21 protein-coding genes and 1 riboswitch are annotated in these 22,896 nt (G+C 56.6%); of the genes, 7 read left to right on the top strand and 14 right to left on the bottom strand.

The features are described 5' to 3' along the window. Window positions 1-13 precede the first annotated feature (13 nt). Both AY555_RS04065 and thiC read left to right on the top strand, forming a co-directional pair. A complete protein-coding gene (locus tag AY555_RS04065; protein ID WP_245176951.1) occupies window positions 14-490 on the top strand; it encodes a DUF983 domain-containing protein in 477 nt (158 codons plus the stop codon). Between the two features lie 46 nt (window positions 491-536). After that, window positions 537-665: riboswitch (TPP riboswitch) on the top strand. 73 nt (window positions 666-738) lie between these two features. Further along, window positions 739-2,568 (top strand): phosphomethylpyrimidine synthase ThiC, encoded by a 1,830-nt coding sequence (gene thiC, locus AY555_RS04060; RefSeq protein WP_066133795.1) that lies wholly within the window; start codon window positions 739-741, stop codon window positions 2,566-2,568. A 40-nt stretch (window positions 2,569-2,608) separates the two neighbouring features. Here the strand turns inward: thiC and AY555_RS04055 are convergent, their stop codons facing one another. The 13 genes from AY555_RS04055 to AY555_RS03995 form a co-directional block, all read right to left on the bottom strand. Beyond that, window positions 2,609-3,979 (bottom strand): MATE family efflux transporter, encoded by a 1,371-nt coding sequence (locus tag AY555_RS04055; protein WP_066133792.1) that lies wholly within the window; start codon window positions 3,977-3,979, stop codon window positions 2,609-2,611. Between the two features lie 123 nt (window positions 3,980-4,102). Continuing rightward, on the bottom strand, window positions 4,103-4,528 hold the full coding sequence (irrA, locus tag AY555_RS04050; protein ID WP_066136513.1) for an iron response transcriptional regulator IrrA: 426 nt from the start codon (window positions 4,526-4,528) through the stop codon (window positions 4,103-4,105). A 75-nt stretch (window positions 4,529-4,603) separates the two neighbouring features. Continuing rightward, the gene (locus AY555_RS04045; protein ID WP_066136510.1) at window positions 4,604-6,004 is read right to left on the bottom strand and encodes an NAD(P)H-dependent flavin oxidoreductase; all 1,401 of its coding nucleotides are present in this window, start codon (window positions 6,002-6,004) and stop codon (window positions 4,604-4,606) included. 193 nt (window positions 6,005-6,197) lie between these two features. Further along, window positions 6,198-6,965 carry a glycerophosphodiester phosphodiesterase family protein gene (locus AY555_RS04040; RefSeq protein WP_082812056.1) on the bottom strand — a complete coding sequence of 256 codons (768 nt, stop codon included), beginning with the start codon at window positions 6,963-6,965 and terminating at the stop codon, window positions 6,198-6,200. Window positions 6,966-7,056: 91 nt separating this feature from the next. Further along, the gene (pnp, locus tag AY555_RS04035; RefSeq protein ID WP_066133780.1) at window positions 7,057-9,189 is read right to left on the bottom strand and encodes a polyribonucleotide nucleotidyltransferase; all 2,133 of its coding nucleotides are present in this window, start codon (window positions 9,187-9,189) and stop codon (window positions 7,057-7,059) included. Between the two features lie 248 nt (window positions 9,190-9,437). Beyond that, complete coding sequence (gene rpsO, locus AY555_RS04030; RefSeq protein WP_066133776.1) at window positions 9,438-9,707, bottom strand: 30S ribosomal protein S15; 270 nt, start codon at window positions 9,705-9,707, stop codon at window positions 9,438-9,440. Between the two features lie 17 nt (window positions 9,708-9,724). Continuing rightward, complete coding sequence (gene truB / locus AY555_RS04025; RefSeq protein ID WP_066133773.1) at window positions 9,725-10,660, bottom strand: tRNA pseudouridine(55) synthase TruB; 936 nt, start codon at window positions 10,658-10,660, stop codon at window positions 9,725-9,727. Next, window positions 10,661-11,089, bottom strand: a complete 429-nt coding sequence (gene rbfA, locus AY555_RS04020) for a 30S ribosome-binding factor RbfA (RefSeq protein WP_066133770.1) — start codon at window positions 11,087-11,089, stop codon at window positions 10,661-10,663. Window positions 11,090-11,206: 117 nt separating this feature from the next. Next, window positions 11,207-14,020 (bottom strand): translation initiation factor IF-2, encoded by a 2,814-nt coding sequence (gene infB, locus AY555_RS04015; RefSeq protein ID WP_066133767.1) that lies wholly within the window; start codon window positions 14,018-14,020, stop codon window positions 11,207-11,209. A 21-nt stretch (window positions 14,021-14,041) separates the two neighbouring features. After that, on the bottom strand, window positions 14,042-14,842 hold the full coding sequence (locus AY555_RS04010) for an RNA-binding protein (protein WP_066133764.1): 801 nt from the start codon (window positions 14,840-14,842) through the stop codon (window positions 14,042-14,044). A 14-nt stretch (window positions 14,843-14,856) separates the two neighbouring features. Next, window positions 14,857-16,398, bottom strand: a complete 1,542-nt coding sequence (gene nusA, locus AY555_RS04005; protein ID WP_066136507.1) for a transcription termination factor NusA — start codon at window positions 16,396-16,398, stop codon at window positions 14,857-14,859. A 91-nt stretch (window positions 16,399-16,489) separates the two neighbouring features. Beyond that, window positions 16,490-17,029, bottom strand: coding sequence for a ribosome maturation factor RimP (gene rimP, locus AY555_RS04000; protein ID WP_407646300.1), 540 nt, complete (start codon window positions 17,027-17,029; stop codon window positions 16,490-16,492). 176 nt (window positions 17,030-17,205) lie between these two features. After that, window positions 17,206-17,613 carry an SH3 domain-containing protein gene (locus AY555_RS03995; protein WP_245176950.1) on the bottom strand — a complete coding sequence of 136 codons (408 nt, stop codon included), beginning with the start codon at window positions 17,611-17,613 and terminating at the stop codon, window positions 17,206-17,208. 360 nt (window positions 17,614-17,973) lie between these two features. Here AY555_RS03995 and AY555_RS03990 point away from each other — a divergent pair, with 360 nt between their 5' ends. The 3 genes from AY555_RS03990 to AY555_RS03980 are packed head-to-tail and all read left to right on the top strand — an operon-like array spanning window position 17,974 to window position 21,427. After that, window positions 17,974-18,954 (top strand): 2-hydroxyacid dehydrogenase, encoded by a 981-nt coding sequence (locus AY555_RS03990; protein ID WP_066133761.1) that lies wholly within the window; start codon window positions 17,974-17,976, stop codon window positions 18,952-18,954. A gap of 53 nt (window positions 18,955-19,007) precedes the next feature. Next, entirely contained in the window at window positions 19,008-20,333 is a 1,326-nt protein-coding gene (locus tag AY555_RS03985; RefSeq protein WP_066133758.1) for an anthranilate synthase component I family protein, read from the top strand. A gap of 41 nt (window positions 20,334-20,374) precedes the next feature. Continuing rightward, window positions 20,375-21,427, top strand: a complete 1,053-nt coding sequence (locus AY555_RS03980) for a DUF2125 domain-containing protein (protein WP_066133755.1) — start codon at window positions 20,375-20,377, stop codon at window positions 21,425-21,427. A gap of 14 nt (window positions 21,428-21,441) precedes the next feature. On the opposite strand, the gene AY555_RS03975 is transcribed toward AY555_RS03980, so the two are convergent. Next, window positions 21,442-21,693 (bottom strand): sulfurtransferase TusA family protein, encoded by a 252-nt coding sequence (locus AY555_RS03975; RefSeq protein WP_082812055.1) that lies wholly within the window; start codon window positions 21,691-21,693, stop codon window positions 21,442-21,444. 97 nt (window positions 21,694-21,790) lie between these two features. Here AY555_RS03975 and AY555_RS03970 point away from each other — a divergent pair, with 97 nt between their 5' ends. Next, complete coding sequence (locus tag AY555_RS03970) at window positions 21,791-22,207, top strand: MucR family transcriptional regulator (RefSeq protein WP_066133752.1); 417 nt, start codon at window positions 21,791-21,793, stop codon at window positions 22,205-22,207. A gap of 206 nt (window positions 22,208-22,413) precedes the next feature. Beyond that, window positions 22,414-22,851, top strand: a complete 438-nt coding sequence (locus tag AY555_RS03965) for a Fur family transcriptional regulator (RefSeq protein WP_066133749.1) — start codon at window positions 22,414-22,416, stop codon at window positions 22,849-22,851. The last annotated feature ends 45 nt before the right edge of the window (window positions 22,852-22,896 follow it).

Here is a 22,896-nt window from a genome sequence, read left to right as displayed (position 1 = left end):
ACCAGAACACGCCATGCCTGCTGAACACCATGAACAAGGCCCGACTGACATGAACAGCAAGCCGACACCTAGCGCCTGGGAAAAGGAATGGGAGAAACACCAACACCAGAACCGGACACTGCGCGCACAGCGTCCAGTGTGGCGCTCTGTCTGGCGGGGGCTGAACCTGCGTTGCCCTTGCTGCGGCAACCATCCGCTACTTGCTTCCTATCTTGGTGCTGTTCCGGCTTGCACCGGGTGTGGCGAAGTCTTTGACCACATCCGAACCGACGACGTGGCCCCATGGGTCACCATTCTTTTTCTGGGGCATGTTCTGTTGCCCGCTGTCATTTCCGTGGAAAAACTGTTTGAGCCACCCCTGTGGGCCCACTTCCTGATCTGGATGCCGATCGGGGCCGAAATGGTCCGCACAACGCTGCCCCGGGCCAAGGGTGCCGTACTTGGCTTGATGTGGTCGCTGAACCTGCAGGGCAATGAGCACCAGCACTGAATTCCGTTGTCGTGATTGACAGGAGCAGGGCAGACCGCCATCCTGTCGCTGTTCCGAGGGGTGCCCCCGTCCGTTTTCACATCCGGGCCAAGGCGCTGAGATCTGGCTGACTGGCCGGAAACCCTTTGAACCTGATCCGGGTCATACCGGCGGAGGGACAGGAACAGCAAGGAGCTGACACAGCTTCCATGCCCCCCTGCTTCGCGTGTATCCGGTTGTGTCCGAAACTATCCGCAGGGGGAGACCTGATGAATTCTGTCCTTCAACCTTTCCAAAGCGCAGCCATTACTGTCGGACCGCTCCCGGGGTCCCGGAAAGTCCATGTTCCTGGTCCATCAGGAAGCCGCATCCCATTCCGGGAAGTCGCACTCGATCCCTCGTGCCATGAACCCCCGGTACGCTTGTATGACACATCGGGCCCCTACACCGATCCGGATGTCCAGATTGCCATCGACAAGGGCCTGCCTGATATCCGCAGCCGCTGGATCGAGGCTCGCAAAGATACCGAGAGCTATGCCGGCAGAACCGTACTTCCCGAAGACAACGGGCATGCCGCCGGTATCCACAGCGTGCCGGAGTTTCCGCATAAGCGGGCACCCCGCCGCGCCTGCAACGGACATAACGTCACACAGATGCACTACGCACGACGCGGCATCATCACCCCGGAAATGGAATTTGTCGCCATCCGGGAGAACCTGTTGCGCCAACAGGCCCAGGAAACCATCGACCGGCTTGGACCTCGTGACGGTGTGCCTTGGGATTCCGCCATCCCCGATGACATCACGCCTGACTGGGTGCGACAGGAAGTTGCGGAAGGGCGGGCCATCATTCCGGCTAATATCAACCACACCGAACTGGAGCCGATGGCCATCGGGCGGAACTTTCTGGTCAAGATCAACGCCAACATCGGTAACTCTGCCGTAACATCGGGCGTGGCTGAAGAAGTGGAGAAACTGGTCTGGGCCATCCGCTGGGGCGCCGATACGGTCATGGACCTGTCAACCGGACGCAACATCCACAACATCCGCGAATGGATCCTGCGCAACAGCCCGGTTCCCATCGGAACCGTCCCCATCTACCAAGCCTTGGAGAAAGTAGGGGGCATTGCGGAAGACCTGACCTGGGATATTTTCCGCGATACACTGATCGAGCAATGCGAACAGGGCGTGGACTACTTCACCATTCACGCTGGCGTACGCTTGGCTTACATCCCGATGACCGTTGACCGGGTCACTGGTATCGTGTCGCGCGGGGGTTCGATCATGGCAAAGTGGTGCCTGGCCCATCACCGCGAGAACTTCCTGTACACACATTTTGATGACATCTGTGCGATCATGAAAGCCTATGACGTGTCGTTCTCTCTCGGAGACGGGCTGCGTCCGGGATCGACAGCCGATGCCAATGACCGAGCCCAGTTTGCAGAGCTGGAAACACTGGGCGAGCTGACCCGCATCGCCTGGAACCACGATGTACAGGTTATGATCGAAGGCCCTGGCCATGTGCCCATGCACAAGGTTCAGGACAATATGATCAAGCAAAAGCAGCTCTGCGGCGATGCACCGTTTTACACTCTCGGCCCTCTGGTGACCGATATCGCCCCCGGATACGACCACATTACCTCGGCCATCGGGGCGGCCATGATTGGCTGGTTCGGGACATCCATGCTGTGTTACGTCACCCCCAAGGAGCACCTTGGCCTGCCCGACCGTGAAGATGTACGTTCCGGCGTTGTAACCTATCGTATAGCCGCACACGCGGCTGACCTTGCCAAGGGCCACCCGGCGGCCAGGGTCCGTGACGACGCCCTGTCACGGGCACGGTTCGAATTCCGCTGGATGGACCAGTTCCATCTATCTCTAGACCCGGAAAAGGCAAAGGAATTCCACGACCAGACTCTTCCGAAGGAAGCGCATAAAACAGCCCATTTCTGTTCCATGTGTGGTCCGAAATTCTGTTCGATGAAGATTACACAGGATATCCGCAACGAAGCCCGACGTGAGATCGAGCAGGGCATGCAGACCATGAGCCAGACATTCCGCGAACATGGGGCGGAACTGTATACACCGGCAGACAGCTAACGTCAGGCAGGGAAGGCTCTGGACAGCAGAAGCCTTCCCGTCAGCGTGCAGGCAGCATGGCCCAACGATCCCGACGCATCCAGCGGACCATCAGCATCAGGGCAACACACCCTAGGCCAATTGCCAACCCATACCATATTCCCGCCCCCCCAAGGCCAAGGGGGAAGGCCATCAGGGCAGCAAGGGGAAGACCAAGCACCCAGAACCCTGTTCCCATGCAAATCATCGGGACCGTTGCATCCTTGAGGCCACGCAAAACACCCGACGAAACACTCTGAATTCCGTCAAAGATCTGGAACAAGGCGCATATCTGCAAATACGCCGTTGCAAGGCCAAGAACCTGTTCCGACCCGCGCGTGTTTTTCCCCATAAACAGGGCCACAATCACATCGGGAAACAGAACAACACACGCTGCACACAGGGCCATGAAAGCCATGCCCATGGACAGGGGAACCCACCCTGCGCGGGTTATGGCCACTGTATTCAGGGCACCACGGGCCAGACCAACCCGGACCGTTGCCGCCTGTGACAAACCCACGGGCACCATGTACAGAACTGTGATGACATTGATAACAATTGCATGTGCCGCCAGCTCCAGCGGCCCCACAAGGCCCATCATGAATGTCGCTGTTGTAAAGGCGCAGAACTCAAGACCATAGGCGGCAACAACGGGCACAGCAAAACGGAGTAGTTCAAAGAAACGAGACCAGTCATGCCTCCAGACCTCAACAAACAAACCAAAGCGCCGCAGCCTTGGATGAACAAGAACATACAGAAACAGCGCTAGGCACATCAGGATATCCACGCTGACCGTCGCCAAGGCAGCCCCCCTGATACCAAGCGGTTCAAAGCCTGCATTGCCATAGATCAGGACCCAGTTGAGTGCCGCATTCAGGGGAATAGCCACCGCTGTCACCACCATAGACACAAGCGGATACCCCAAGGTCGTACACAAGGAGCGCAGAACCAGAAAACCCCACAGCGGCAACATGCCCCACAGGCTTACCTGAACATAGTCCGCAGCCATCACAGCCAATAGTGGCTGCTGCCCGATGGCAAGGAAGAAGTTTTCAGCGTAACTCATACCGAACCAGACCGGTATGATAGACAGAACGATAATCCAGAAGGCCTGGCGCGCTGTTCTTCGGGTTTCACGAACGCGATGGAGTCCCCTTCCCAAAGCAATGGCAACCATGGCTGAGACCGCAGCGCCAAGGCCAAAACCGACAGGAAGAGCCAGACAAAGAAAGCTGGTAGCAAGAGAGGAGGCCGCCACAGCATCGGGCCCCAAGCGTCCGATCATCATGACATCCACAGCGCCCATGACAACTTGGGCCAGCCCGCCCAGAATCAGGGGCCAAGCAAGAACCGAGGTGGCAACCAGCTCGGACCGCCATGATACAGGCAGCATACAGACACCCTCCGGACCCATATGAAGAGTTGTATGTGTGCCACAAAAACGTGCTGGTGTACAGAATTCAGGGCCACAACCGAAGTCGTTCCATATAACAACAGAAGGCTATTTGCCTGCTGCTTACCCATCAATTCTTATTACAACATCCACACAAACGATCTGGCGTCCATCGGGGGGGGCAGGAAGCTGAGAAAGGACGACCTGATCCCACGGGATATCGTGTAACTGGCGAGACTTTTCAAAATAGAAATGATGGTGCGCGCTTGTATTGGTATCAAAATAGGACCGCCCAGACTCAACGGCGATTTCCCGCAATAAACCTGCATCCGTAAACTGGTGCAACGTGTTGTAAACCGTTGCCAAGGACACACGAACCTGATGATCCATGGCTTCTATGTGGAGCTCTTCCGCGGATATATGGCGATGGCAGGAACCATCGCCGAACAAAAGCCGGGCAAGGGCCAAACGCTGACGGGTTAGTCGCAGCCCAACAGCCTGAAGCCGCTCCGACAAGCCACGGTAGTCTGTTTGTGCTTTTATCGGCATTGCCATTGCTCTCGTCCACATCCTGCAATCCTACTGGAACCGGGATCCCCCACCCCGGCACCAGCAGGCCTACAATCAGTCGCCAGCGAGGATCCGTTCCACAAGCTGGGAAACTGTTGGTATGAAACCATCCTGGTAGAATGGATCCTCCCCGAAACGATACGCATTATGCCCTGCAAACATCAACTCATGTTCCGGGTCTGCCCCATGGGCAATACTCTGCAGGGTTTTCTGAATACAGAAACTGCGCGGATCTGCCGGCCTGCCCGTTGAGTACCCGTCGCCATGCTGGGACCAATTGGAAAATGAGCAGGCAGAAAGGCAGCCCATACAGTTCTTCTGGTCTGTCATGATCTGCCGGGCATCCGCCTCGGTCACAAAAACCATTGTACCGTCAGGGGTTCGTATTCCCTGCGTAAAGCCTTGCGCCACCCACTCAAGAACCTTGGCGCGATCCTGGGGCGCAACATAAATGTCACGCCCACGGGCACCAACCTGAACGGCCTCACTTAGGCCATCAGCAGCTTCACGGGCATAAGAAATCTGCCGCCCACTACGCGCTTCAAGCTCCTGCAGGAATGGATTGCGAACGGCCGACGAGTAAAAGCCCGTTGGACTGAAGCGATGCAAAAGGATGTCGCCCTGCTTGAGGGTCAGCAAGCGGCGCTTCCAAGCATCGGATATCGGGCTTTCACGTGTCAACAGAGGCCGGGTCCCGAACTGGAATGCAACCGGCCCAATCTCTGGATTATCAAGCCAATCTGCCCACTCACGCAGGAACCAGACACCACCCGCCATAAAGACCGGAATTTCAGGGGCCCCAAGAGAACGCATCATATCCCGCAGCTCCCGTACACGGGGGTACGGGTCCTGGGGTTGCAGCGGATCTTCGACATTGGAAAGACCGTTATGCCCACCCGCAAGCCACGGGTCCTCGTAAACAACACCGCCCAGCCATTCGGGGATCTTGTGATAGCTACGCTTCCACAGCGCACGGAACGCACGGGCCGACGAGACAATCGGGTAGTACCAGGCCTTGTGGGCTGCGGCAATTTCAGCAACCCGATAGGGCATACCCGCACCACACGTTACGCCGTGTATCAAGCCGGATGCACCAGCCAGTGCCCCTTCCAAGATGCGCTCTGCCCCGCCCATTTCCCACAGGACATTCATGTGCAGCCGCCCTTGGCCACCTGATATGTCATGAGCTATACGCGCTTGGGCAACGGCACCACGTATTCCCATGGCAACCAGCTCTTCGTGGCGTTCAGCACGTGTCTTCCCGCTGTAGACAACGGGAATAAGCTTCCCGTTCTCGTCATAAAAATCAGCATTAACACCAGAAAAGGTGCCAACCGCCCCGGCTGCAGCAAAAGCCCCGGCGGAGGTTCCGGTCGAAACGGCAATGCCCTTGCCGCCCTCAACAACGGGATGAACCTCACGCCCCGAAATAAAAACGGGGTTTACAGGTTTCACAGTTCTTACTCCCATGCTTCGGATGCTTCAGGCTGAAAACGGATCGCATGCCTTGACGGTCCGGTTATTCAACACCGCTACACCCAGGGGCCTTCGTGGTCCCTTGTTATGATAAGTCGGAACAACCCGGCCACAGCGCACACGGCGCTTGAGCCGAACTGCCCCGGGAGAATAACGGGGAATCAAGGGAATCCTAACCCTTTACCCCAACCCCGGCACGCAAAAGCGCACCCGGATCATCGCTGATGATGGCGGAGACACCGCTGCAAAGCAACTCCTGTGCACGAACCGGATCATTTACCGTCCAGATGGCGACCTCATACCCAGCCTTGCGAACGGCTTGAACCGCCGTCATATCTAACCCCTCATGCCCAAGATTGACAGACTTCACCCCAAGGTCACGAGCCAGCGCCAGCCAGTCATCCGGCAAATGGTCTGCAATCAACCCCAAAGGCCAGCCTAGTGCAAGATCAGACGCATATTCCAAGATCGTGCAGTCAAAAGAGGAGAGAAGAGGCAATAAACGATCGGAAGGCCACATGGACTCCAAAACAGAAATAACAGCCCGGACCATGTCAGCCTCATAACCCGGGGAAGGCTTCAGCTCTAGGTTAAGGCCCACTCCCAACTCCAGAACAAGATCAATCGTCTCTTCCAGGGTCGGAACAGTCTCTCCACGGAAATCGGACGAAAACCAAAGACCTGCATCCAAAGCAGAAAGATGATCAAGGTATGCTGAAGAAACCGGCCCGCAGCCATCTGTTGTCCGGTCTAGGGTATCGTCATGCAAAAGCACACAGCGCCCATCGGCCGTCAGCCTGACATCAATCTCGACCATACCAGCCCCGTCAATCGCCGCACGGCGTATGGAGGCGAGTGTGTTTTCCGGGGCAAGGGCACAAGCCCCCCGATGCCCGATAACATGGGGAAAAGCATACGCCGGAGAAGGCATAGGGGTCATGGCTGTGACAAAAGCTCCCTCCCCCGGATTAGACAACAAGCATAAGGGTGGGAAAGCTCCTGCGTTCCCACCCTGTTACACCAGAACCAAATCAGCCCGACGTTTCTTCCGTCGCGCACACCTTGGCCTTGCCTGTTGCTTGATCAACCTGCTTCATCGACAGCTTGATCTTGCCACGGTCATCAAAGCCGATGCACTTTACCCAGACTGAATCACCCTGATTGACATGATCAGACGGCTTGCTGCCGCGCTGATCCGACATCTCGGAGATATGAACCAACCCATCACGCTTGCCAAGGAAGTTAACAAACGCACCAAAGTCCATCAGCTTGACAACCTTACCCTGGTAAATCTCGCCAAGCTCGGGCTCTGCAACAATGCCACGGATCCAGTTGACAGCCTTCTGGGCTGCTTCATTGTCAACCGCTGCAATCTTGATGGTTCCGTCATCATCGATGTCGATCTTGGTGCCTGTCTGCTCGGTAATCTCGCGGATGACCTTGCCACCAGACCCAATGACATCACGAATCTTGCCGGCATCAATTTTAAGGGTGGTGATACGCGGAGCGATCGAGGAAACCTCACTCCGCGCCGTGCCAAGCGCTCTGGACATCTCGCCCAAGATATGCAGACGCCCTTCACGGGCCTGACGCAGGGCAATTTCCATAATATCCCGGGTAATGGACGTGATCTTGATGTCCATCTGTAGGGATGTCACACCCTGATCGGTTCCGGCAACCTTGAAGTCCATGTCACCCAGGTGATCTTCATCACCAAGAATGTCGGACAGCACAGCGAAACGCTCGTCTTCCTTGATCAACCCCATGGCAATACCGGCAACCGGACGCTTCAGCGGAACACCGGCATCCATAAGGGCCAGGGACGAACCGCACACCGTGGCCATCGATGACGAACCGTTGGACTCTGTCACCTCTGACACAACACGAATGGTATAAGGGAAGGCATCACGGTCCGGCAGCATGGGGTGAACCGCACGCCAAGCAAGTTTACCATGGCCGATTTCACGGCGACCGGGCGACCCCATGCGACCTGCTTCCCCGACAGAGTAAGGGGGGAAGTTGTAGTGAAGCATGAAGTTTTCACGGTACTCACCACCCAAGGCATCAATGACCTGCTCATCCTGCCCAGTGCCCAACGTGGCAACGACCAAAGCCTGGGTCTCACCGCGGGTAAACAGGGCCGACCCATGCGTGCGCGGCAGAATACCGACCATCGACTCAATCGCACGGACAGTACGGGTATCACGCCCATCAATACGCACACCGGTATTCAGGATATTGGAGCGGACAACATCAGCTTCCAACACCTTGAACACTTCAGGGGCTACCTGAAGCGCGGCCTCGTTGGAGGAATCCAGGGCTGCGAACGCTTTCTCCTTCACAGCAGCAACTGCATCCTGGCGCGCAGCTTTGGCAGGGATGCGATAGGCCGTCTCCAGATCCTTGCGGAACGTTTCGAACAGGGCACTTACCGCTGCCTTTTCCGGCGAGGATGGCGGCAGGTCACGTGGCTCGCGGGCGCACTGCTCAGCCAAGTCAATTATGGCATCGATAACGGCTTGGCAGGCTTCATGACCAAAGGCAACAGCACCCAGCATGATATCTTCAGACAGTTCCTGAGCCTCGGACTCGACCATCAGCACCCCTTCAGAGGTACCGGCCACCACCAGATCCAAAACGCTGTCCTTCTGTGCTGACACCGTCGGGTTCAGAACGTACTGGCCGTTTATGTAGCCCACGCGCGCCGCCCCGATTGGCCCAAGGAACGGCAGCCCCGACAGGGTAAGCGCCGCCGAAGCACCGATCATGGACACGATATCCGGCTCGTTTTCCAAGTCATGGGACAGAACCGTCGCGACAACCTGTGTCTCACACTTGTAATCGTCATGGAACAGGGGACGAATCGGACGGTCAATCAAACGCGAAGTCAGTGTTTCCCGCTCGGACGGGCGCCCTTCACGCTTAAAGAAACCACCCGGGATCTTGCCGGCGGCAAAGCTCTTTTCCTGATAGTTCACGGTCAGCGGGAAAAAGTCTTGGCCCGGCTTGGGTGCCTTGGCCCCAACAGCGGTACACAAAACAGAGGTTTCGCCATAGGTCACCAGAACAGCCCCATCAGCCTGACGGGCAATACGACCGGTTTCCAGAACCAAGGGCCGTCCACCGAACTGGATCTCCTTGCGATACACCTTGAACATTGACATGCGTTTGCTTTCCTTACGTCTGAAACCGGTGCCCCAATTTCGGCACGGAAGCCCCTTGCAGACCTACTCTGCGCAAAAGGAACCCCCCGCAACCGCCCGGTTCCGGCCTTGTTCTCTTCAAATCATCGGATGAATATAAGGCCAATTGCCCCGGCAATCATGCGAAAAACAGGGGTAAGGGCAAAAATACTGCCCCGTTCAGGCCATAAAAAAGGGGATGCTGTATGCACCCCCCTTTAAAACGTCGCTTACTTGCGGATATCAAGGCGCTGTATCAGGCCTTCATAACGCTTCTGGTCTTTCTTCTTGAGATAGTCCAGCAAGCTGCGGCGGCTGCTGACCAACATCAGGAGCCCACGGCGGGAGTGGTTGTCCTTCTTGTGGGTCTTGAAATGCTCGGTCAGATTACGGATCCGCTCGGTAAGAATGGCAACCTGAACCTCGGGGGAACCGGTATCGCCTTCCTTGGTAGCAAAATCCTTGATCAATTCCTGTTTACGCACAGCAGTGATCGACATCAAATGACTCCATTCTCTCAGAGATTCATGACACGGACCGGGCGAATCACTCCGTCCTCAATCCGCACGATTGCCACCGGGCGGTCTTCTTGCATGACATAGGCCACACTTGCAGAGGCTTGAATACCATCTGAACCATCCCCCGTACGGGCCAGGACCGGCAACAGATCCACCGGAAGCCCGGACGACAGGCGGCGGGCTTCTTCTTCTGTCAAGGCCAGGACCGGGATGTCGTCCAGCGCGGTCGTAACAGAAAGCAGGAAAGCCACAGGGCCGGGACTATGCCCGAGCTCATCCAACTTATCCAGAGAAATCGCGTTGCTCTCGGAGAAAGGACCACACTGACAGCGCCTAAGCATGGACACATGACCGACAGAGCCAACGGACCGGGCTAGATCCCGGGCTAGGGAGCGAACATAGACACCTTTTCCGGTTTCAACGCGGAATGTTGCCGAATCGGCCTCATCCCAACTCTCCAGCACAAATGAGTCCACGCGAACAGATCGCGCCTTCAGTTCTACATCCACACCATCCCGGGCAAGGTCATAAGCCCGGCGCCCGTCAAGGCGGATCGCAGAGAAACGAGGGGGAACCTGCTCGATAGTACCGACAAAGGCAGGCAAGGCCGCTTCCAGCTCCGCACGGGAGGGGCGATAAGCAGACGTTGCTGTCACCTCTCCTTCCCGGTCATCCGTAGAACGCTCTTCTCCAAAATGAACAGTAAAGCGATAAACCTTGCGGCCATCCATAACGTAGGGAACCGTCTTGGTGGCTTCTCCTAGGGCAACTGGCAAAATACCGGACGCCAATGGATCCAGCGTCCCACCATGGCCGGCTTTCTGCGCCCCGAAAGCACGGCGCACACGTGCGACAACCGCCGTCGAGGTTATCCCCTCCGGCTTGTCAACAGCTACCCAGCCATGAACCGGTATACCACGCCGCGCCCGCCCCATTCAGGATTCCTCACCTTGGTCCTCATCATCAGCACGACGCAAGGACTCTGTGTCACGGACAACATCCGGGCGCTTCAACAGATTGGCAATATAGGCATATTCATCAAAACTGGTATCAATCTCAAACGACAGGCGCGGAACGTATTTCATCTCCACACGACGGGCGATCTCATGACGCAAGAAAGGTTGAACCCGAATCAAGGCCGCCCGTAGCGCCTGCGCATCCCCTATACCGCCAAGCGGCGTGAAAAACGCCGTTGCATTGCGTAAATCAGGGCTGCACCGGACTTCAGTAATCGTGATAGGGGTCGATGCCAGCAAGGGATCACGCAGCTCCCCACGCTCGAAAACATGGGCAAGAGCATGACGAATTTCCTCGTTGATGCGACGCTGCCTTTGCGTTGGGGCCTGGCCGCGCACTTTGCTCATGAGAACCTCGAAACAGAAAGAAAAACACTTCCCTGCGGGCCAACAGCACGTTCTCCCTTGCCGGGAATGTACTGTTGGCACCTGCAGCGGAAATCAGGAACAGGGCGTGCACCGCTCTCAGAGCTGGGCCGCAACCTCTTCCATTTCAAAGCACTCTATGACATCGCCAACCTGGATGTTGTCATAGTTTGCCAAGGACATACCGCAATCAAAGCCAGACTTGACCTCGCGGGCATCATCCTTGAACCGCTTGAGCTGGGACAGATTTCCTTCGTGGATAACCACATTGTCCCGCAGCAAACGAACCTTGCAACCGCGCTTGATGACGCCTTCGGTCACCATACAGCCGGCAACCTTGCCAACCTTGGTGATGTTGAACACCTCACGGATCTCGGCGTAGCCAATGAACTTCTCACGATAGGTCGGTGACAGCATACCGGTCAGGGCCTGTCTCACGTCCTCTGCCACATCGTAGATGATGGAGTAGTAACGTATGTCAACAGCATCCCGCCGAGCCAGCTCACGGGCCTGCGGATTCGCACGCACATTGAAGCCAACAACAAGCGCACCAGACGCACGCGCCAAGGTAATGTCAGACTCGTTGATGGCGCCAACCGCAGCATGCAGAACCTTGACCTTGACCGCCTCGGTTCCCAGCTTTTCCAGAGTCCCGATCAGAGCCTCGACAGAACCCTGAACGTCACCTTTGATAACAACCGGAAGCTCCTTTGCCTCACCGGCCTGAATACGGGCAAACATCTGCTCCATGGTTCCACGGGCGGATTTTACGGCCTGTGCCTCACGTTCCTTGCGCTGGCGATAGGCCGCGATATCACGGGCTTTTGCCTCATCTCCAGTCACAACAAAGTCGTCACCGGCAGAGGGAATACCATCCAGCCCTAGGATCTCGACCGGAACAGCAGGCCCCGCTTCTTCAATGCGGTTCCCCTTGTCGTCAATCATGGCGCGGACACGCCCGGACTCTTTGCCAGCCACAAACACATCGCCAACCCGCAGAGTACCGCGACGGATCAAGACCGTAGCAACAGAGCCACGCCCACGCTCCATCTTGGCTTCAACGATGGTTCCTTCCGCCATGCGATCAGGGTTGGCTCTCAGATCCAGCATTTCAGCCTGCAAGAGAATAGCTTCTTCAAGCTTCTCTAGGTTCAGACGCTGCTTGGCCGACACCTCGACAGTCTGGATGTCCCCACCCATTTCCTCCACCACAACCTCGTGCTGAAGGAGTTCTGTCCGCACGCGACCCGGGTTGGCATCCGGCTTGTCCATCTTGTTGATGGCAACAACGATGGGCACCTCTGCCGCACGGGCATGGCGAATGGCCTCAATTGTCTGGGGCATAATGCCATCATCTGCCGCAACAACCAGAACAACGATATCCGTCACCTTGGCACCACGGGCACGCATGGCCGTAAAGGCTTCATGGCCCGGCGTATCGATAAAGGTAATCTTGCGTCCGTTGGACATGCTGACCTGATAGGCGCCGATGTGCTGCGTAATACCGCCGGCTTCACCAGAAACAACGTTGGTTTCACGAAGGGCATCCAGCAGGGATGTCTTGCCGTGATCAACGTGACCCATCACGGTAACAACCGGAGCCCGGGGTGCCATGGCTTCATCGGAATCAGGACCGGCCTCCAGTCCAATTTCAATATCAGCTTCGGAAACACGCTTAACCGTGTGACCAAATTCCTCGGTGACCAGCTGTGCCGTATCGGCATCGATGGTCTGGTTGATGGTCGCCATAACCCCCAGCTTCATCAGAACCTTGATCAGGGCACCGGAGCGCTCTGCCATACGGTTGGAAAGCTCCTGGACTGTAATAACGTCCGGGATGACAACCTCGCGCACGATCTTTTCAGGAGCCTTCTGCTGTGCTTGGGCCTTGCGCTTTTCTTTCTGGGCCGCACGCCGCATAGCCGCAACAGAACGCCCACGGGAAGAACCTTCCTCATCACCAGACAGAACGGCAACAACGCTCAACTTGCCGCGCCTCTTGTCCATTCCAGGGGCGCCAGGAGCAACAGAAGTCCGCTTTGAAGCAACCTTTCCGGCAGCTCCACGGTTACGACCACTATCATCCCCCTCGTCATCACGCTCACGAGGCGCATGACGGACAACAGAGCGGTCATCGCGCGACGGTGGCCGCCCAACCAAGTCATCCGGAGCAGCGGCGGGACGCACCCCGCCAAGAGCGGGCTGAGCAGATGCAGGACGCGGCCCCTGGGAAGCACCCTGTGTCGGACGGGCAGATCCCGGCCCCGACGGAGCACCTCGCCCGCCGGGCCCACGAGCAGGAGCCGACCTCTGGGCGTCACGATTCTGGACAGAACGCGGCGTCCAGCCTGGTCCCTGGTTCGGAGAGGGACGCGGACCGGTCCAGCTACCGGACTGGCCACCTGCACGGGCTGTTGGCGCAGGTGCCACAATATCCCGAACCGGAGACGGTGACAAAGGTGCGGGTTCCACCTTTGCAGCAACAGCCGAAACCACTGGCTCTGGAACAGGCTCGGGCTCTACCGCGACATGGTTTGCACTTTCCGCACGCAGGCGGGCCTCTTCTTCGGCTGCCTTGGCCCGAGCAATATCTGCCAAGCGACGATTTTCTTCATCCACCTTGCGCTGCTCTTCAGCCCGTATCAGGGCCTGAAGACGCTGCTGACGTTCATCCTCTGTCAGATGGGCACCACCCAGAGAGCCCCGACCATCACCGGCCCCAGACCTGCGGGCATCCGGGCGCGTACCGGCTGCGGGACCAAAACTGCGCTTCTTCTTGTGTTCCACCGCCACAGATTTGGATCTACCATGGGAGAAACTCTGGCGAACCTGTCCGGATTCAGCGCTCTTTTTCAGTTCCAGCTTCCCACGCGATGAAACGCTAAGGGGCTTTTTTTCATTTTCGTTCGACATGCGTACCGGTTGTCCTGGCGTCTATTCCGTATTCCCCGGCGCCACTCCTGGCTCCGGCTCGGGCACAGTCGCCGCTGTCGGCGACCGCAAATGTTCATCCACTGCTTCCAGCGGCCGTGTGACCTTCCCGCAACAGGCCGCGAGCCGGTCAAGTTCCCTGACAAGCCGGTCAACCAGCATACGCTGCTCCGGCTTTCCGCAGGCGACAGCAACATGCACCACGTGCTCCCGCCCCAGAACAGAGGCCATCTCAGGCCCCGTCAAAATATCAACCACACGCGCAACACCGCTGGTGTGGTGCATCAGCGCCTCCAGCTTGCGGCGCCCGTCGCCTGCTCCTTCTGTCGCCTCCAGCAACAGGGCAACCTGACCGGAACGGACAAGGGCCTGTACCTTGTCAAACCCGGCAACAACCAGACCAGCACGACGGGCAAAGCCCAGAAGTGCCAAGCAACGCTTCCTGATAAGCCCGGCAATCCTGTCAGGAAGATCGCGGGGAATATCAATCTGGCGGCGTGCAGCACGCAAAAAAACCTTTTTCTGCACTGCCGTTTCTAACACATCCCGCCGCGCACTCAACCAGAATCCCCTTCCGGGCAAACCCGCCTCGAGATCGGGGACCAGAATACCATCGGGACTAATGACAAAACGCAACAAATCATCCCGCGAACAACTGGCACCTGTCACCAAGCAACGACGCTGTGGACTGGAAGACGTCACAGAGCCGGGACGATCACCTGCAGAACCCGGTGATACCCCTTTCCGGTGGGGGCGCCGTGCTGAAGAAGACGGCGCAGCCGATATGCCGGAACGAAAAGCCACCCGGGCGCTCTCCCTTATGCCTCATCCCCGGCAGCGCCAAAGGGATCTTCATCACCAAACCAACCAGCCTGGACACGCGCTTCCATGATCATGCGGTTGGCATCACCCTCGGCAACGGAACCAGCAGAGAACTCGACCAACTCGTCCGACGCCAGATCTGCAAGATCATCGATGGTCTTTACATCATTGCGACCTAGGCAAACCAGCAGCGCGGGCGTCATACCAGAAAACGCGGCCAGTTCATCGGAAACGCCCAAGGCACGACGCTCGTCTTCCGCAGCCCGATCACGCTCTTCCAAGAACTCACGGGCACGCTGCTGCAGCTCAGCGGCAACATCGGCATCAAGGCCTTCAATCGAGGCTATTTCCTCCAGATCAACCCAGGCGACTTCTTCCACAGAGCCGAAACCTTCGGTCACCAGCAAATGGGCCAGGACATCATCGACATCCAAAGCTTCCATGAAGGCACCAGACACACGACGGAACTCTTCCTGGCGACGCTCGGATTCCGCTTCCTCCGTCAGAATATCAATGTCCCAACCCGACAACTGGGAAGCAAGCCGAACATTCTGGCCACGACGCCCAATGGCAAGCGACAGCTGCTCGTCAGGCACCACAACTTCCATGCGCCCGCTGTCCTCGTCGATCACGACCTTGGCAACCTCGGCCGGGGCAAGGGCGTTGACAACAAAGGTGGCGGGATCAACAGACCACGGAATAATATCAATCTTTTCGCCCTGAAGCTCCGCCACGACGGCCTGAACACGGGATCCACGCATACCAACGCACGCACCAACCGGATCAATACCCGAGTCTCTGGAGACCACGGCAATCTTGGCACGGGATCCAGGATCACGGGCAACAGCCTTAATTTCTATGACACCGTCATAAATTTCAGGTACTTCCTGCGAAAATAACTGAGCCATAAAGCCGGCATCGGTACGGGACAGGAAGATCTGCGGCCCCCTCTGCTCGCGGCGCACATCCTTCACAAAGGCACGTACGCGATCGCCATTCTTGAAATGCTCGCGCGGGATCAGTTCGTCACGACGCAGCAAAGCCTCAGCGCGCCCCAGGTCCACGACAACGTTGCCAAACTCGACACGTTTTACAAGGCCATTGACCACATCGCCTACACGGTCCTTGTACTCGCTGTACTGACGGTCGCGCTCGGCATCACGCACTTTCTGAACAATAACCTGCTTGGCGGTCTGGGCGGCAATACGCCCAAAGTCAATCGGCGGCAAAGGATCAACGATAAAGTCACCGACAACAGCTCCCGGCTTCCGGCGCTGCGCCTGGGAAACCGTAAGCTGCGTGTTTTCGTCTTCGACGTCCTCGACAACCTCGAGGTAACGGGCCAGCTTGATCTCCCCATTGCGACGGTCAATACGTGCGCGAATATCATGCTCGTGACCATACTTGGAGCGTCCGGCCTTCTGGATGGCCTGCTCCATAGCAATGAACACCTCTTCGCGATCAATGCTCTTGTCGCGGGCGACGCTGTCGGCGACCATGATCAGTTCTGGTCGCGCCATGCCAACAGTACGTTCCATCTTTTCCAAGCCCTCGAGTTACTGTCTTCGCGGTATTACATCAGGTGCAGACCAAATCCGGCGAACCGACACGCCACACACTGTTCCTTACTCAGTGCTCCGCCTCCTGGCGGGTCACAAATTCTATCAACTCATCAGTCAGGACAAGCTTGGCCTTCCAGACCGCATCCAGCGGCACCAACCAAGCCCCCTCGTCGCCTTGTATCCGAATATTCCCATCAGGATCTAGGCCAAGAAGGCGACCGGAAAAGCGCTTGCGCCCATCCAGCAGCTGACGCGTCTCCAGCTTGATGTCAAAGCCGGCCCAGACTTCATAATCCTTGGCACGCGTCAAGGGACGGTCAATGCCCGGCGAGCTGACCTCAAGGTTATAGGCCCCGGCAACAGGATCTTCCACGTCCAAGACGGCGGACAGGGCGCGGCTGATATCCGCACAGTCTTCCACCGTCATGGGAACCGAATCCCGGCGCTCTGCCATAACCTGCACAGTCTGGCGCCGCGTTCCCTGTATAAGAACCCGCACCAGCTCATATCCCATATTGTCAAGGGTTGGTCCTACAATACCAACCAATCGCTCGGCAAGATCCATACCGGTACCCAAACACCCCAATAAAATATCAAGACCAGACATGCTACAAGGTAGTCTGAGCCGCCCGGGAACCCTTGATCCACATAACAAAAAAGTGGGCCACTGGCCCACCCTCGAAAGTCCCGGACAGGACAAACCAGAGAATGTCATCGGTGGGTTGTACACCGCTTCACAGGCGAAGGCAAGAGCTACCTTACAGCCTGCGAAGGCCCTTCACCTCAGTCAACAATCTCACCTTTGTAAATTCCCCAGATTTCACCACGGCGCAACCATCCCTGATACCCTTCAACCTCGACTCGGCAATACTCGCTACCCGGCGGGCACTGGTGCAGGCGCAAAACAACACCGGGGTCCAGCCAGGCCGCAGCAGAAGAGCTATCATCTGCCGTGCGGCGCAGCATAGCTTTCCGACCGCGAACCACGGCCATTCGTCGCCCGGCCAGCATGCTCTGGTGCACCCACCCTTCCGTACCATCCGGATCGCGGATCTTGCGCCAAGTTTCATACTCGGCAATGACTTCCACAGGTAAATCCCGCCGCATATAAACCCAGTCGACCGGATAGCGGGCGCCAGGACCAGCCCGCATGTTCACTTGGTCCGCACGCAGGGAAACAAAGCGCGGCAAGGGAAGGACCCCGCTGGGTGAAGCCGCAAAAGCCACCCCCGCATAAAGCAACATGCCGCCCCAAAGAATACAGAAGGCAGCAAGAGATAACGGAATAAAACGGAGAAGAAACAGTCGTCGCACGGAGAGTCGCACACCTCATACCTTTGGCCGCAGCAGCAAGAAGCGCCGAACAGCGCACATGGACCCACATTTTCTGGCCACAGGAACACCGATGCAAGCCTGACTTATTCCACTTCAATACAGGCTCCTGCGCGTTTTTCAAGACACACTCGACAGGACGACCCGGAAGGCATGGACAAACCAAGGTAGCAGTGGTACCGGATTATCATCTTGCGATGTATAGTCGGAGTCCCCTTGATGGCAGCAAAAAAACCGCTGGTGATCGTAACACGCCGCCTGCCGGATGTCATCGAAACCCGCATGATGGAACTTTTTGACTGTCGCCTGAATATAAACGACACCCCCCTTGGGCACGATCAGCTGATCACAGCCGTGAAAGAGGCAGATGTCTTGGTCCCGACGGTAACAGACCGCCTGGACAAGACAATCCTGGAACAATCAGGCAGCCGGCTCCGATTGATTGCCAGCTTTGGGAACGGAACTGATCACATTGACCTTGGCACGGCACATGAACGGGGAATCGTTGTCACCAATACCCCAGACGTTCTGACCAATGATACGGCTGACATGACCATGGCATTGATCTTGGCCGTTCCCCGGCGCCTAGCAGAGGGCGAACGCCTGGCCCGTTCCGGGCACTGGACAGGGTGGAGCCCTACCCACATGCTGGGCAGTCGCATATCCGGCAAACGGCTGGGTATTATTGGCATGGGACGCATAGGGCAAGCCGTCGCCCGGCGGGCGCGAAGCTTTGACATGACCATCCACTATCACAACCGTAACCGCCTGCACCCCGATATCGAAGCCGAGCTGGAAGCAACATGGTGGCAAAGCCTAGATCAGATGCTGGCCCGTATTGATATTCTCAGCGTCCATTGCCCACAGACACCTGCCACCTATCACCTTCTGTGTGCACGGCGACTGAGGTTATTGCGGGACCACGTCTGCGTCATCAACACCGCCCGGGGTAATATTGTTGACGAAGAAGCCCTTGTCACCATGCTGCAACGACAGGAACTGGCAGGGGCGGGACTGGACGTTTTCGAGAATGAACCGAACATAAATCCAAAACTGCGAAACCTTGAGAACGTCATCCTGCTGCCCCACATGGGATCATCAACCGTGGAGGGACGCATTGCGATGGGAGAAAAGGTTCTGTGCAACATCCGCGCCTTCAGCGACGGGCATTGCCCGCCAGACCGGGTTCTGCCGTCCTGATTCCATAACGCAGGGCTCGCCTTCCATGGTGGAAGAGACTATACCCTCTCACCATGACAGCACACGAAATTCCATGGCGAGACCCGCTGACCGCTTTTGCCCCCCTGTCGGGGCAGGAGGGCGCCGTTCTTCTTGACTCCGCAGCAGAAGCCGGCGGACGCGGGCGCTGGACAATTCTGGCGGCCTACCCAAAAAAGCTGGTTATAGATCCGTCCAATCCGTTCGATGCACTGGAACAAGCCATACAAGCGATGCAGGAGCCTTCCCTGCCCAAGCATCCCGATACCCCGCCCTTCCATGGCGGGCTTATTGGCTGGATCAGCTATGAAGCCGGGCGGCATCTGGAAACATTACCTGCCCCGAAAGCCGATGACATCAACGTGCCAGAAATGGCGTTTGGCGTGTACAAGGCTGCTCTTGTTTTCGATACCAGCTGTCGCAGAGCCTTCCTCACCCACACACCGGACGGCAAGGACACGGCCAAGAGACTTCTTGATACAGCGGGAACCACACCCCTGCCCCCACCACGAACCGACAGCATACCGCTTTACCCTGAGCAAGATGACAAAGAAGCAGCACAAGCCATTGCGAAAGTTATAGAATTCATCCGGGCCGGCGATATTTTCCAAGCCAACTGGACCCGTCGCTTCCTAGGTCAGCTTCCGGATCGCTTCCCCATTTTTGACCTCTACCGCCGCCTGAGGCAGGCATCGCCAGCCCCGTTTGCTGCCTTTGCGCACTTCGGCGGGGCAACTGTATTGTCTGCATCACCGGAACGCTTCCTGAAAGTTGGGGCGAATGGCACGGTTGAAACACGCCCCATCAAGGGGACCCGCAAACGTGGACAAACACCCCTAGAAGACAGAGCATTGCTAGATGAACTGATCAACAGCAAGAAAGATCAGGCCGAAAATCTGATGATTGTTGACCTTATGCGCAACGATCTATCGCGCGTCTGCCAGACCGGCAGCGTGAAAGTTCCGGTCCTGAACGGGCCAGAAACGTTCGCCAGCGTCCACCATCTGGTCTCGGTCGTGCGCGGGCACCTGAGAAAGGGTGAGAATGCCATTTCCCTGCTGAAAGCCACCTTCCCGGGTGGGTCCATTACCGGCGCACCGAAAATACGGGCCATGGAAATTATCAACACCCTGGAACCAGGGCGGCGCGGCCCATACTGTGGCAGCATCTTCTGGATCGGAGCTGACGGATCCATGGACAGCTCAATTGTAATACGGACCTTGGTCGCCGGACGCACCGGACGGCTGGTAGCACAAGCCGGTGGAGGTATTGTCGCAGATTCCAGCCCCGCCGATGAAGTTGAGGAGGCACGAACAAAAGTCGCGCCGTTGTTACAGGCCGCAGCTGGAACAGCACCCTGAACAATCATACCCCGGATATCAGAACAAGCGGAAAAACCGGAATGACAAAGCGTTTCATTACGATAACAGCCATTGTGCTCACATGCCTTACCGGGCTGTATGCTGCCTGCTGGTTTCTTGCAGCTTCTGTGATCACCCGGGCATGGAATGAAACACAAAGCCAGCTTCCCGAAGCAGGTTGGACTCTTTCATCGATACCCATAACCCTGTCCGGCTTCCCCGGAATCATGACGATTGATGCCGGTAAGGTTGAGATTGGTCACAGCTCCGGCTTCCATGTTGCCTTGGATCAAATGCAAGTCCACGTGCGGCCATGGGCCCTCTTCTCGCCTGAAATACGAACATCAGGCCCCATAAGTATTATCGTGCCATCCGGAGAGAAATACCACTTCCGGGCTATGGACTCCGTTCTGGCTGTCAATATCACTGCATCAGGAACGCTGACGGGCTTACACCATGAACTGCGCCATGTTGTTCTGGACGGGGGCAAGGCAGTCCCCTTGATCAAGGCCGATCTTGTGAAACTGTCGGCCCATATAGAACCAGAGGAAAAGAGTGCCCAGAAGCCTGCCTTGGGGCAAATCTCTCTTACCCTAGACCAACTTGATGTCCAGGACCAAAATGGTCGAAGCCATGCTGCAATACCGGAAGGCGCAGCCATTAACCTTGAGCTGTTCGGTATTCTTCCAAAGTCCGGGACCTGGAAAGACCGCCTGGATGGCTGGAGACAACACGGCGGAACAGTGGAGATCAAGCGTATCGGCCTGCAATACAAACATGCCAGCGCCAACATCCGCGGCACCTTGGCCTTGGATAAAAGACTACAACCCGAAGCCGCTGTAACAGCCGAGATTCATGGCACACGGGAATTACCCGGCATTCTCTTGGGGCAAGGCATCCTGAAACCATCAGAGGCCGCCATTCTGAGTATGGTTCTAACAGCGATGAGCCACAATAAACCCGGCAACCCGGTTATTCCTCTGACTCTGCAGGACAATACCCTGCGTGTCGGCTCTTTCAAGATTTCCCACATTCCAGATATCCCTTGGTCACCTGCAATAAATCCGGAAGCAAAAGAAGCAACACCATACTAACAAGGCATTCAATATTATTGCTTTTCGATGGTCAGAATATGGGGGCCATAAGGATCCCCTATATTCTCAGGGTGACATGAAAGAATAAGATGCCCTTCTGATCGTACAGAAGCCGGGACATTCTTTATCGAATCCGCCCCGGAAAGACGAACACGGACTGTAGAACCTCTCTCCACCTTATCTAGAAGAATCTTGATCTTCACAAACGTAAATGGACAAACCTCTCCTGCTATATCGATAAAGTGATCTTTTTTATCCACATTCATACCATACACTCACTTTATTTAGTTTTTGTGTGTTGCTAAACTTCCGGCACCAGAATATACAGCGGGAAAAATAGCGCAAACACGAGGATGTGTTTTTATGGACGAACAAATCACCGACAAGGAAGTGCTGGCACTGACGGTCGAAATTGTTGCAGCTCACGTGGGGAACAACAGCGTTCAGACCAATGAACTGCCGCTCCTGATTTCCGAAGTGCACCGTGCCCTGACGTCCTTGGGGGCACCACTGGTCGAGCCAGAGCGCCCGCAACCTGCTGTCCCTGTCAAGAAGTCGGTGACACCGGAGTACATCATCTGCCTAGAAGATGGCAAGAAGCTGAAGATGCTCAAACGTCATCTGAAGACAGCCTACAACATGACCCCGGAAGAGTATCGTGATCGTTGGGGGCTTGCCGCTGACTACCCGATGGTCGCACCCAATTATGCAAACCACCGCTCGACACTTGCCAAGAAAATTGGCCTTGGCACAAAGTCGCGGCGGCGGACAAAGCGCTGATAACAGGCGGGACTGCTGATACAAAGCGCCACGTGCCAGCGGTCGTGGCGCTTTGTGCTGGAGCAAGACGGCACAAGTCATGTGCGCACATGATGGAACACGGTACACTCGGCAACAGACGCTGCCCGAAGTCAGCAACCTAACCCTGATACAACAAGCACAATGGACCGTCCACCCTATCCACTCAACACATAAGGGACAAGACCATGGACAAAGACTTCCTGCCGATTTCCCGCATTGAACAAATGTGTATCGACAAAGGAATGAAGATGACCGACCAGCGCCGGGTCATCGCCAAGGTTCTTTCTGATGCTACAGACCATCCGAATGTCGTGGAAGTACACTGCCGGGCGACAGCCATCAACCCCAAGATTTCCATTGCAACCGTGTATCGGACCGTACGCCTGCTTCAAAAAGAACAGATCTTGGCACGCCGTGACTTTGGTGGCCGCCGGGCCCGTTACGAGAAAATACAGGATGAACATCACGATCATCTGATTGACCTGAAATCAGGTCAGGTTTTAGAATTCCATAATGAATACATCGAGGAACTGCAAAGATGTATTGCCGAGAAACTTGGCTATCGCCTGGTAGGGCAGAGACTTGAGCTGTACGGCGTCCCCCTGGACGATCCGGAAACGTAAGCCTGAACTGAAAAAGATGCCCTGTCACACGCTGGGCATGGCTTG

This window comes from Haematospirillum jordaniae (genome assembly GCF_001611975.1).
GTDB classification, from domain to species: domain Bacteria; phylum Pseudomonadota; class Alphaproteobacteria; order Rhodospirillales; family Rhodospirillaceae; genus Haematospirillum; species Haematospirillum jordaniae.
The sequence above is the reverse complement of the archived record's forward strand: the minus strand, read 5'-3'. Positions and strand labels throughout refer to the sequence as shown.